General features: G+C 37.6%; 13 protein-coding genes. 4 read left to right on the top strand and 9 right to left on the bottom strand.

What is annotated here, in order from left to right:
- Window positions 1-44: 44 nt before the first annotated feature.
- From atpA to OXU93_RS03900, 7 genes are all read right to left on the bottom strand, one after another.
- Window positions 45-1556, bottom strand: coding sequence for a F0F1 ATP synthase subunit alpha (atpA, locus tag OXU93_RS03930; RefSeq protein ID WP_267384603.1), 1512 nt, complete (start codon window positions 1554-1556; stop codon window positions 45-47).
- Window positions 1557-1604: 48 nt separating this feature from the next.
- Window positions 1605-2162 carry an ATP synthase F1 subunit delta gene (gene atpH, locus OXU93_RS03925; RefSeq protein WP_267384602.1) on the bottom strand — a complete coding sequence of 186 codons (558 nt, stop codon included), beginning with the start codon at window positions 2160-2162 and terminating at the stop codon, window positions 1605-1607.
- Between the two features lie 3 nt (window positions 2163-2165).
- Window positions 2166-2702 (bottom strand): F0F1 ATP synthase subunit B, encoded by a 537-nt coding sequence (locus tag OXU93_RS03920; protein ID WP_267384600.1) that lies wholly within the window; start codon window positions 2700-2702, stop codon window positions 2166-2168.
- Window positions 2703-2739: 37 nt separating this feature from the next.
- Window positions 2740-3171, bottom strand: a complete 432-nt coding sequence (locus OXU93_RS03915; RefSeq protein WP_267384599.1) for a F0F1 ATP synthase subunit B' — start codon at window positions 3169-3171, stop codon at window positions 2740-2742.
- 257 nt (window positions 3172-3428) lie between these two features.
- The gene (gene atpE, locus OXU93_RS03910; protein WP_267384598.1) at window positions 3429-3674 is read right to left on the bottom strand and encodes an ATP synthase F0 subunit C; all 246 of its coding nucleotides are present in this window, start codon (window positions 3672-3674) and stop codon (window positions 3429-3431) included.
- Between the two features lie 301 nt (window positions 3675-3975).
- Complete coding sequence (gene atpB, locus OXU93_RS03905; RefSeq protein ID WP_267384597.1) at window positions 3976-4722, bottom strand: F0F1 ATP synthase subunit A; 747 nt, start codon at window positions 4720-4722, stop codon at window positions 3976-3978.
- A 56-nt stretch (window positions 4723-4778) separates the two neighbouring features.
- Window positions 4779-5201: an ATP synthase subunit I gene (locus OXU93_RS03900; RefSeq protein ID WP_267384596.1), complete on the bottom strand. Its 423-nt coding sequence runs from the start codon at window positions 5199-5201 to the stop codon at window positions 4779-4781.
- 544 nt (window positions 5202-5745) lie between these two features.
- Here OXU93_RS03900 and OXU93_RS03895 point away from each other — a divergent pair.
- The gene (locus OXU93_RS03895) at window positions 5746-6594 is read left to right on the top strand and encodes a DNA-formamidopyrimidine glycosylase (RefSeq protein WP_267384595.1); all 849 of its coding nucleotides are present in this window, start codon (window positions 5746-5748) and stop codon (window positions 6592-6594) included.
- 499 nt (window positions 6595-7093) lie between these two features.
- Here the strand turns inward: OXU93_RS03895 and OXU93_RS03890 are convergent, their stop codons facing one another.
- A complete protein-coding gene (locus tag OXU93_RS03890) occupies window positions 7094-7744 on the bottom strand; it encodes a DUF2301 domain-containing membrane protein (RefSeq protein WP_267384593.1) in 651 nt (216 codons plus the stop codon).
- 396 nt (window positions 7745-8140) lie between these two features.
- Between OXU93_RS03890 and OXU93_RS03885 the strand changes: the two genes are divergently transcribed.
- The 3 genes from OXU93_RS03885 to OXU93_RS08685 all read left to right on the top strand — a co-directional run bounded on the left by OXU93_RS03885 (window position 8141) and on the right by OXU93_RS08685 (window position 11450).
- Window positions 8141-8836: a COP23 domain-containing protein gene (locus OXU93_RS03885; RefSeq protein WP_267384591.1), complete on the top strand. Its 696-nt coding sequence runs from the start codon at window positions 8141-8143 to the stop codon at window positions 8834-8836.
- A 589-nt stretch (window positions 8837-9425) separates the two neighbouring features.
- Window positions 9426-10772 (top strand): tRNA (N6-isopentenyl adenosine(37)-C2)-methylthiotransferase MiaB, encoded by a 1347-nt coding sequence (gene miaB / locus OXU93_RS03880; RefSeq protein ID WP_267384589.1) that lies wholly within the window; start codon window positions 9426-9428, stop codon window positions 10770-10772.
- A gap of 513 nt (window positions 10773-11285) precedes the next feature.
- Complete coding sequence (locus OXU93_RS08685; protein WP_416378792.1) at window positions 11286-11450, top strand: DUF3370 family protein; 165 nt, start codon at window positions 11286-11288, stop codon at window positions 11448-11450.
- A gap of 332 nt (window positions 11451-11782) precedes the next feature.
- Here the strand turns inward: OXU93_RS08685 and rpiA are convergent, their stop codons facing one another.
- Complete coding sequence (gene rpiA / locus OXU93_RS03875) at window positions 11783-12493, bottom strand: ribose-5-phosphate isomerase RpiA (protein ID WP_267384587.1); 711 nt, start codon at window positions 12491-12493, stop codon at window positions 11783-11785.
- Window positions 12494-12499 lie beyond the last annotated feature (6 nt).

Here is a 12499-nt window from a genome sequence, read left to right as displayed (position 1 = left end):
CTTTTATCTGATCAGAGAATGACTAACCACTAACTTATGGTAAATTACACTGCAAAAGCCTGTTTATATTCCCCAATAGCTTCTTTGAGGAGGCTTTCTGCTTCATCGGTGAGCTTTTTCTCTGCTCCAATGATCTCAGTAAATTTAGTTTTACTGGTCTTGATATAATTCCGTAGTCCCATAGTAAATTCGGGCACCTTCTCCACAGCAACTTCATCAAGATAACCATTCAAGCCTGCATAGGAAATTGCTACCTGTTCCCACACGGCTAAAGGAGAATTTTCGGGTTGTTTCAACACTTGACGTAACCGTTGACCCCGTGACAGTTGGGCCTGAGTCGCAGCATCTAAGTCAGAGGCAAACTGGGAAAAAGCTTCCAATTCAGCAAATTGTGCCAATTCTAGCTTTAATTTACCAGCAACTTTTTTCATGGCCTTAGTTTGAGCCGCAGACCCTACTCTACTTACCGAAATACCCGCATTAATAGCTGGACGGAAACCTGAGTTGAACAAATCACTAGAAAGAAAGATCTGTCCGTCAGTGATGGAGATTACGTTGGTAGGAATATAAGCAGAAACGTCACCCGCTTGGGTTTCAATCACTGGTAATGCCGTCATACTCCCTCCACCAAGCTCATCACTCAGTTTTGCAGCACGTTCTAATAAGCGAGAGTGGATGTAGAATACATCTCCAGGATAAGCTTCTCTACCAGGAGGACGTTTTAGTAATAAAGATAACTGACGGTAAGCTTGAGCTTGTTTGGAGAGGTCATCATAAATAATTAGGGTAGCCTTGCCTTTATACATAAAGTATTCAGCAATAGTGGCACCTGTATAGGGAGCTAGGTACTGTAATGTGGCTGGATCATTTGCGTTGGCGGCAACGACGACAGTATAATCCATCGCGCCATTATCCTCGAGGGTTCCTATTACCTGGGCAACAGTAGATGCTTTTTGTCCTATTGCCACATAGACACATATCACATCTTCAGACTTCTGATTAATGATAGTATCAATCGCAATTGCTGTTTTTCCTGTTTTGCGATCACCTATAATTAATTCTCGTTGTCCCCGTCCTACAGGGATCATTGCATCAATCGCTGTAATTCCCGTTTGCATTGGTTCACAAACAGATTTGCGAGCAACAATTCCAGGAGCCATTGATTCTATCAAGCCAGTTTCAGAAGTATTGATATCTCCTTTACCATCAATAGGGCGACCTAGGGAATCAACCACCCGTCCTATCATTGCTTCCCCCACAGGAACTTGGGCAATTTTTCCGGTGGCTTTAACGGTACTTCCCTCCTGAATATCGAGACCGGTTCCCATTAACACGGCCCCAACATTATCTTCTTCAAGGTTGAGAGCGATTCCGATAGTTCCATCCTCAAATTCGAGGAGTTCTCCCGCCATGGCTTGTTCTAAGCCATAAATACGGGCAGTTCCATCACCTACCTGAAGCACGGTTCCTACATTAGAAACCGTGACAGTCTGATCGTAGGATTCAATTTGCTGGCGAATAATGCTGCTGATTTCGTCGGGTCTGATGCTAACCATAGTTTAATTGTTCTAGAAGTCGAATGAATACAATGAAACACAAATCACCTAAGCGATACCGCCTAGGCTAAGACTGACACGGCGTAGTTGTCCTCGAAGGCTGGCATCAAAAACTTGAGACCCTACTTTAATAGTGATACCCCCAATCAAATCAGGATCAATTTTTGTTTTGATTTCCACGCCTTTCGCACCAGTAAGTTCTCCGATTTTGTTTGCTACAGACTCACTTTGTTCGTTGTTCAATTCTTTAGCTGAAGTAACTTCGGCTAAGACAGTATTGGTCAACTTGCGTAAAAGCTTAAGATATTGCTGGCAAATTTGTTCAAGGAAGATAATCCGCCGCTTATCCACCAATAACATTACAAAATTGAGTAGATAAAGATTAGCTTCTTCCCCCATCATTTGTCTCAAAACAGTTTTTTTATCTGTTTCTTTGATTACTGGGGAAGCAATAAATTCTTCCAAATCAGGAGATTTTTCCAATAAGGCAAGTAAAGACCGACATTCCTTCCCAAAGGCATCGGTGAGATTGTAGCTTAAGGCTACTGACATTAACGCCTGAGCGTAAGGTTCAGCAATCGCAATACTAACGAGGGAACCTTTCATTAATTAACCTCCTAATTGAGTAATACTACGGTCAATTAATTGGTGTTGCATATCTTCATTGACCTGTTCTTTGAGTTGGTTTTCCGCCTTATTAAGGGCCATTTGGGCAATTTGTTTTTTCAATTGAGCAATAACTCGTTCTTGCTCACTACTGAGGTCAGCTGCAGCCGTTTCTTTAAGACGTTCTATATCTTGCCTACTTCTTTCAGCAATTTCGCTGGCTAGAGTGGTGGCTCTATCCTTAGCCCTTTGATAAATTCGTTCAGCTTCAGCTTGAGCCTGCGTCAATTTTTGTTGTTCTGTTCCCAAAGCAGTGGCTGCTTTGCGTTGACGCTCCTCAGCTTCTTGAATAGCATTAGCAATCTGCAATCGCCGTTCATTCAGGATATTTCCCAAAACTTTGCCGCCGTAGAACACCAACAGTACAATGAGAATAGCAAGGTTCACAAAGTTCGTTTCCAGAAGATTAAAATCTAAACCGAACCCGCCTGTACTAACCTCATGGGCTTCTGTAGCTAATATAAAAAAAGAATCGATCATACGTATTTTGCTAGTGAAAACTCAATCGATGGTAGATTTAATTTACAAATTCAGTCCCTAGAAGTTTTTCTAGGATTTGACGGCTCAGGACATCAACCTGTTGTTCTAGAACACCCAGTGCTTCTTGGCGTTGTTTGGCTATTTCTTGGGCGGCTTTTTCTTTTTCTTCTTGAGCTTCTCGTTGAGCATTAGCAAAAGATTGGGCTGCAATTTTTTGTGCGTTCGCCTGAGCTTGAGCTATTACTTTTTGAGACTGCTTACGCGCATCAGCAAGCTGCATTTCATATTCTTGCGCTAATTCCTTAGCCTTAGCCAAACGTTCTTTTTCGTCAGTCTCTTTTTGACGAATATAATCTGCCCGCTCGTCCAATGCCTTATTTAAGGGCTTGTAAAAAATCCCATTAAGGACAACCGTCAAGAGAACAAATTGCAAAGCCATTAAAGGCATAGTTGCATCAAAATCAAACATTTTCTACGGTTCCCATTGATATTTTAGTCAAAACAAAAAAATCCAATAGGCTAACAAATCTTTGGTTGGCATGATGGAGAAATCAGTAGAGACGAGACGATGATTGAAGTCACAAGTGACTAGGTTAATACAGAACTTGCTAGATTTACTACACCCGATATTATCTAAGTTGACATTAGTAAAAGCAGTAAAGCTCGTATCGTCTCTTTTCGCTTTTTGCCTTCACATAGCACGCGTCTCTACTGTTTCAAAACCGCTTATGCAAAGGGGTTAGCGAAAAGTAAAACAAGTGCAATAACTAGACCATAGATGGTCAAAGATTCCATGAACGCTAAACTTAGAAGTAAAGTACCCCGGATTTTGCCTTCTGCTTCTGGTTGACGAGCAATTCCGGCAACTGCTTCTCCAGAAGCATTACCTTGTCCAAAACCAGGTCCGATAGCCGCTAAACCGACGGCAAGAGCAGCAGCGATAACTGAAGCAGCAGCAATAGTTGGATTCATTGTGATTCTTCCTTTTTTATTGACAGTACAAATTTTGGAGTGAGTTGTTTAGATGAACAACTACAGAGGGTGACGTTCCCAAGCAATGAGTAGTTATTGACCAAAAGTCAAAGCCGGCTCCATCCTCGTACGGCGGAGTACTCTCTGAATTCTCGGAGAAAAAAGCCCCACTAGTCAACCCCTATGTGCTTGAAGAGTTCAGCAATTCTCAATGTTGAATTGTAAAAATGAACCCATCTGATATTGTCCTATGTTTTGGGCATATTTCAATAACAGATCCTATTCAATTTACGATGCTTGATCAATGTCCTTCTTCAGATTCAATCGCCTCGTGAATATAGGCTCCTGCTAAGGTAGCAAATACTAAGGCTTGAATCGCACTAGTAAACAACCCTAAGGCCATAATGGGTAAGGGAATGAACAAAGGTACTAAGAAGACCAATACTGCTACCACTAATTCATCAGCGAGAATGTTTCCGAATAAACGAAAGCTTAGGGATAAGGGTTTGGTAAAATCTTCTAAGATTTTAATGGGTAAAAGAACTGGAATTGGCTCTACATAGTGGGAAAAATAGCTCAATCCTTTCTTGCTTAGACCAGCGTAGAAGTACGCTAGAGAAGTTAGTAGTGCTAACGCAACGGTAGTATTAATATCGTTGGTAGGAGCAGCTAATTCTCCTTTTGGTATTTCAATTAACGCCCAAGGAACTAACGCACCTGACCAGTTGGAGACAAAGATAAATAGAAACAAGGTTCCAATGAAGGGCAACCAAGGCCGATATTCCCTTTCTCCCAATTGGTTTTTAGCCAGGTCTCGCAAAAATTCCAGAACATACTCCATGAAATTTTGCATTCCACTGGGAATACGTTGCACATTTCGAGTAGCAGCTAAGGATGCGATCACCAAGAGGCTAATGACAAACCAAGAGGTCATGAATACTTGTCCATGTACCCGATAGTTACCAATTTCCCAGTACCAATGCTGACCGACCTCTAATGAAGCAAGAGGAAATGTTTGTACAAAACTCAAACCATCTAACATTGTCATTCGGTGAGATTTATTTACTTAATCAGAATACGAGAATGGTTAATTTCCTCGAGGCCCTAATACCTTGGCTCAGATCCTGGTGTCAAAACACTTTGGAGCATATAGGTAATTATGGCGGCTTTATAAGTCAGAAACCCCAGGAAAGCTGGGAGTATGTGCATTCTATGCCATTGACTAGCCACAAAAATCAAAATCACAAACAATCCTATCCCTCTAGTTCCCATTCGTTTATTGACTAAACCGAGTTGCGCTACATCTTCGGCTAACAGTTTTAAATAAACAATACCGACAAAAGCTCCTACCAAATAGTTAAGAGCTACGTCTAAAGAATAGGCAATCCAGACAAAGATAAAAATAACCCCTGTCAGAGATAAACTCAATAACAACAAAGTGCGTTGCAACTGATAATAATCTCTCATGGGATTAACTGAGGGTAAAACGGTTTCAGCCGTCGGGGTTTGACGATCAATTACAGGCATAGTTTCAGGCAGATTAAGCTATTAGGATCAATCCATGAAACCAATAGCGAACCGTCAGCAATGATACCATGAAAAGGTATCTGTTTTAAACTACCTAACCTATTCAGGTCATTCTTAACTGCTGATTTTCTGCTGCAACTGCCTAGTTTTCGACCAATTTTTTAAACATAAAATTATTCTTTAAAAAAATTCCTTAAAAAAATACTTTTTATATTAGATTCTTAGAAGTAAATAGATTCTACGCAGCAAATAGGTAATTATGGTAGCTAAAGCTGATAATGTATTTCCTAACCGAAGCCGGATAAAATCAATCACTCAAATTTATAACTTAAGTTGTCTAATTTTGCTTTTTAATCCTGGTATTTTGAGCAAAATATTATATATATAATCTAGCTCTATCATCTAAGGACAAAAATTAGCTTTTACTGTAGCATAAATTATTTTTTAGAATACTAAGGAAAAATATAAAGGGAATACTCTTAAACAAAAGTACTATAGCTGTACTATAATATGGTCAATGACCATATTTGTTTAGAATAAAATTGTGCCAGAACTTCCTGAAGTAGAAACTGTTCGTCAAGGTCTCAATCAATTGACTTTAGGGACAAAAATCAAGGGGGGTGAAGTATTATTAAGTCGTACCCTTGCTTATCCTTTATCAGTTACAGAATTTTGGTCCAATATCACCAATGTCACCATTGACAGATGGGAAAGAAGGGGAAAATATTTATTAGGAAGATTGAGAAAAGGCTCTGGTAAAAATGGAGGTTTTTTAGGTATTCATTTGAGAATGACCGGTCAGTTATTATGGTTGAACAAACTTGAACCAATACAAACTCATACGCGCTTACGTTTGTTTTGTGGTGAGAGTCAAGAATTACGTTTTGTTGATATCCGTACTTTTGGTAGAGTATGGTTTGTTCCCCCAAACAAAAAATTAGAAACGGTTATTACAGGACTAAAAAAATTGGGTCCAGAACCTTTTTCTAAAGAATTTTCTGTAGACTATCTCGCTGAAAAATTAAGAATTCGCAAATGCAATATCAAAACCCTATTATTGGATCAAGGCATCGTGGCGGGATTAGGAAATATTTATGTAGATGAGGCATTATTTAAAAGTGGTATTCGACCTACTATAGTGGCTAAAAATTTAGAATACAAACAACTTCAAAAGTTAAAAATGTCAATCATTGAAGTATTAAAAGACGCTATTAAAAAAGGGGGAACAACTTTTAGTGATTTTCGAGGAGTAACGGGAATCAATGGTAATTATGGTAGAACGGCTTGGGTCTATGGACGTAGAGGAAAACCCTGTCGAATTTGTGGAAGAGCTATCGAGCGTTTAAAATTGGGGGGGCGTTCCACTCACTTTTGCCCGCAATGTCAAGGGTGATTTATTGTATTGACTTTCCCCTCTTAAAAACTCTCTAATTTTCAGTACTTTTAGTCAGGCATCGATAAAAATTAGGACGGTAATACCATAGATTAAAAAATCGCTATTGCAGACTGTTAAAAACATATTTATACCTTTATCTTAAAAACTTATATTTGGGACTTCATTACGATAGTACAAAATCACTGAAACAATGTCTGTAGTTGATAAACACATAATTAGAAGTGTTAAAATTGTATATTTTTAAAATTAAAATACAGCACAAGATGTAAATTTTATATACTCATCGATGGTAAGATACAATATTCACGGTATTAGACTATGTGTCTTTAACTACAATCCTAACAAGGTAACTTTTTTACTTGTTAATCTCTAAAATAAGCTAATATGAATAGTATTTTAATGCCACTCTTCTAGAATATGACTATGTAACTAGCCTTAAATAGTTAATTATAGTTAAAAATCAACTTCGTTTCTGACCTATTTGTTACCAATAAAATTATATAGAACGTTGTTCTTTAAGATAGGCAAATACAGATTTATCACCAATATCAGAAGGGATAGATTGAATTGCTTTCCGTAAACTAAAAATCATGAACAATAATCCCCAACTAGCCAAGAAAACTTCTTCGACTATAACCGGTAAAATCCCCGTTAAATGACCTAATAGAAGACTAGGAACTAAAAGGGATAGAAACTTAGTTTCCAAACGATTAAAGCAAAAGGCTTCTTTAAAAAAGATCCCTGTTAAAGCAGCAAAAGTAAAACCAATTCCGAATAGAGTTGAAGGGTGATTGTAGACAAACAGGGCTAAAGGATCAGAACTTTGCCGAGCAATAATTAATGTCATGATCGTCCCAATTACCCAAAATACTTGTAATAGTCGATGAAGAGAGCGAAGATAAATGTGAATAGTTACCAAACTAATTCCTACTCCTACTGTAAACATTATGAATAATGGGGTTAGTAAATTTAGTACCCAGGGTTGTCCCCTAATAATCAATACTGACAGAGTAGCAATAGCAAAGTTGAGAGATGCAAAGCATAACCCTAAACGATAGATGATGACCTCTATGCGATCATTTTGAGTAATAGTAAAGTCTCCAAATTGTCCTTGATAAACAGCTAATTGCTCAAGTTTAGTTTGCATAAGGTTTTTTCCCAGTTTGAACTCAATGTAACTCTTAAATATTATTTTCTTTCTATTGAACTATAAAGCTAATATTAATTTTTCTAAGTATTTCCTTTGTTGTACGCCACAATCAAACTCTGCGCTTTTCTTATATTCAATATAATTGAATTAAGAAAATAAATCTTAGCTTTTCAACTCAATTGTAAAATAATGCTATGATTGTAAACTTTGAACATAATTATAAGGTTAAGATGATTATAGTTATAGACAAGGGGCGTAGGTTAACGACCTGTACGATGTAATGTGTGAGGTGAGGAAGTGGAGCTCTCCTAGAGCCTTTTAGCTAATGGGAAGTTCTATAAAAATATAGCAGTAGCTATTAATCACTGCTTCTTACACTTTTTGGAGGTCAAAATGGTTAACAATTCAGTTAAAGTTGTTGCGGCAAGTGCATTAGCCACCTTCGGCTTACTAAGCGCAGTTTCTGGAGCCCAAGCTCATCCTAAATACCCTCAGTATAACATGGTTTCGGAAGGATTTCCTTCTACTGTGGATTGGGACAGCAACCGCGCAGTGATTCCCCATGTTCAAGAAAAAGTTGTTTTTTCTTGTGAAGCTCAAGGGGATGGAAGTTACGCAACTGTGGAAAAAGCAGTACGGGAGACAATGGATCCTGATCACTACCCTGTTTATACCACAGAGGATATCTCTGCTAATTATGGTCTGGATGGACAGCCTATGATGGTTTGGACAGCAACCCTGCCTTCCAGTCATCCTGATGGAGCTTACATTCCTGAAAGTCGTTGTCAAACCGTTAGTGCTCGCTTAACCAATCTTTCCTACGCCTTTGGTTTAGTTACCCCCGAACAAGTAGCACAACTCAGCGAATCTAGCTTGGTGGGAAGAGTTAATGGAGAACGGGTAATATTCCTTTCTCAAGATCCTGAAAATGCGTCTACTAGAAACGTAATTTTCACCCTCAAGCCTGAAAACGCACAGCAAGCAGCTACAACCCTAACCCAATTCCAAATTGGCCTTTCTGGCGGTATTGCCGAAGGAATTGGGGGTCCTGAACTTGCTGTTGAAGAATTGCCTCCTGTTGTGGAATAAGCTCATATTTTATGGGAAGAATATTCCAACTATGTGATTCTTTCTTTCCTATTTGATTCGGTTAATTTGTTGGAGAGTAGGCTATAGTCCTACTCTCTACTTCTGTTTTGAGGCAATTATTCTCGTTTCTAAGATACTTTCTACTGGGTACTTAACCTAAGATATTATGGTGACAGACTACTCAAATTTTTTCCTATTATCAAGACACTCATAAACTATACTCTTTGTAAGAAAACAATCTTTGAACCAAATCAGTCAATTCTGTGAACAATAGGAATAGGAACAGGTATTTTGCTTACTTTAATTATGGTAACTTTAAATTACCGATATTAAAAATATTTATAAGTTAGATGGATTTTGCACTAGTAAAAAACTATATCCAAGGCAAATATTAAGAATAATTTTCTAAAATCTATTATATTTATCAAATTTTTTTCATTTTGGTTGTTAATATTTTTAATTAAAAGTTAATTTGAGTACTGTCTAATTTCAATGTGGTCTATTTATTTAAGCTTCTAGGGCAGATGGTGTGAATGGTGGCTTATAATGAAGGACTAGTCTAGAAAACATCTGGTCTGCAAACTACATTATGACCCCTTCTCAACGTTACTACCACATAACTACTTTTGGCTGTCAGATGAATAGAGCTGACTCGGAACGCATGGCAGGTATCCTCGAAGATATGGGGTTTATTTGGTCAGACAACCCCAACGATGCTGATTTAATTCTGTATAATACTTGCACTATTCGAGATAGTGCCGAACAGAAAGTCTATTCTTACCTAGGAAGACAAGCTAAACGAAAACACCAAAACCCAGATTTAATCTTAGTAGTAGCAGGTTGTGTCGCACAACAAGAAGGACAGAAAATTTTACGTAGGGTTCCTGAATTAGACTTAATCATGGGACCGCAACACGCTAACCGTCTAGGGGATTTACTACAACAAGTCTCCGATGGAAGTCAAATAATCGCAACTGAACCTATCCATATCGTTGAAGATATCACAAAACCCCGTCGAGAAAGTACAATCACTGCTTGGGTTAATATTATATATGGCTGTAATGAACGTTGTACTTATTGTGTAGTTCCTAATGTACGTGGGACGGAACAGTCGAGAACCTCAGAAGAGATTTTAAAAGAAATGAAAATCTTAGGAAAACGAGGATACAAAGAAGTTACCCTCTTGGGACAAAATATCGATGCTTACGGACGAGACTTACCAGGAGTGTTAAAAACAGGGAGACGTCGACATACCTTAACAGATTTACTTTATACCGTCCATGATGTTTCTGGAGTTGAACGTATTCGTTTCGCCACAAGTCACCCTCGTTATTTTACTGAACGTTTAATAGTTGCTTGTAAAGAATTATCTAAAGTATGTGAACACTTTCATATTCCTTTTCAGTCAGGAGATAATGAGATACTTAAAGCGATGAAACGGGGCTATACTCAGGAGAAATACCGCCGAATTATTGCTAAAATTCGTGATTACATGCCTGATGCTTCCATTAGTGCTGATGCCATTGTAGGGTTTCCTGGAGAAACAGAACAACAGTTTAAAAATACCTTAAAATTAGTCTCCGATATTGGATTTGATCAACTTAACACGGCAGCTTATTCTCCTCGCCCTGGAACACCTGCAGCCTTGTGGGTAAATCAATTAAGTGAAGATATTAAAAATGATAGATTACAACGTCTCAATTATTTAGTAGAACAAAAAGCCGCCGAAAGATCACAACGGTATTTAGGACGTATAGAAAAGATACTAGTAGAAGAAAAAAACCCAAAAGACAAAAGTCAAGTAATGGGTAGAACTCAGGGCAATCGTTTGACTTTTTTTAAGGGTGATATTAACCAATTAAAAGGTCAAATTGTTGATGTTAAAATTACTGAAGTTCGTGCATTTAGTTTGACAGGAAATTTAGCTTATAAATGATTTTTTAATTCAAGGTAAAATCAAATACAGATTTTAACTGTGCTTAACCGAATATTGAACTATAACCATGATTTTCTATTCGAAAATTTTATCCGGCTCTACTCTATTTTGCTGTAGATAGGTAGGTTAAATCCACTGAAAACATTCTGCTATCAGCATTTATTAAGGCATTACCTCCCTAACCTAGCCAATAAACTATAAAGAAAAGAGACAGAAGATAAAATTATATCGATCTTATGGGAGCAATGCCGCGCTACCGTAAAACTATCTAATTAAATGATTACCATTAAGATCTTAAAATAGTTCTATCTATTATTTAGAATAATAGGTAGAACTATTTCTTGCTAGATTTGTAAAATCTAACCATTAGTTAAACAATATTTCTACATATAAATCCCTCACCTGTTTCAAAAGATAAGTAAACAGTTTATATGTGTGAATGGTCTTCTCCCAAACTTCTTTTATTTGTCCGTGGCAAGAGATTATTTGATCTCACCAAAAAAGTGAAATTTAATATCAGTTTTTAACAGCAATGGTCCTGAATTAGTTTTCAATGAAGATATTTTACTGTCTACCTTTCCCTTTACCGAAAAACTTAATACTTGTACGTACCACGTAGCAAAAATTCAAATCTTTGAGCGTCTAACGTACCCTATATTCGGACATTATATTCTATAATTTCTACAAAATTCTCAGTTAGCCTACAAACTTTTGATAGAGCTAATTATTTTAATAAATCTGATTATCTATCCATTGAACTACTATCTTAGATCGAAGATCGTACTAATAGGGTAATTCACAGCCGGGGTATTTTCTCTTTTATCCTATTTCTTACAAGGAGTAAAGCCAAATACCAATAAATTTACTTAATGTCTGTCAAAGATTTCGATCCTCTTTTATAAGGACCATCCATTTATATGAAATCATTGTAACAAGAAATAACCTGACACGAACCCTCTCGTTTGTAAAAAATAGGGGGTCCGTGTCAATTAAGAAAAAATAATTATAGTTTATAGTTCTCGTACTACCGGCTTACCATTAATAATTTCTCCTACTAAGACCGAATCAGTTATACCAACAAACAAACCGTTTTCTAATACCCCTGGAATATTGTTAATAGTAACTTCTAGATTCTCTGGATCGTTAATCTCTTTAAAGTTGACATCAATAATCAAATTTCCCTGATCTGTAATTACAGGTCCAGCCTTTTTGACTCCCATTCGAATTTCTGGTTTTCCTCCCATTTGTTCTAATTGACGCATAACAGGAGTTACTGCTTTGGGGATTACTTCTACCGGTAACAAACAAGTCGAGCCTAATTTATCTACTAGCTTATTACTATCAACTACCACAATGAAAAATCTGGCTAAGCTGTCTACTATTTTTTCTTGGGTGTGAGCAGCACCACCTCCCTTAATTAAATTTTTCTGCGTATCAACTTCATCCGCGCCATCAATTGCAATGTCAATGTGATCAATCACATCAAGGGTAGTTAAGGGAATACCGTATTTTCTGGCTAGGACTTCTCCTTGAAAAGAAGTCGTTACCCCAACAATATTTTTTAAATCTCCTGACTTGAGACGTTCTCCAATGTGTTCAATGGCATAGGCTGTGGTCGAGCCTGTGCCTAACCCGACAATAGAATCAGATTGAACACGGGCAACGGCGGCTTTCCCCACCTCTTGTTTCATGAGCACAACAGGATCATTGGTCATTGACATGGCTAA

It is taken from the genome of Cyanobacterium sp. uoEpiScrs1, assembly GCF_947331815.1.
Classification (GTDB): Bacteria; Cyanobacteriota; Cyanobacteriia; order Cyanobacteriales; family Microcystaceae; genus Rippkaea.
The sequence above is the reverse complement of the archived record's forward strand: the minus strand, read 5'-3'. Positions and strand labels throughout refer to the sequence as shown.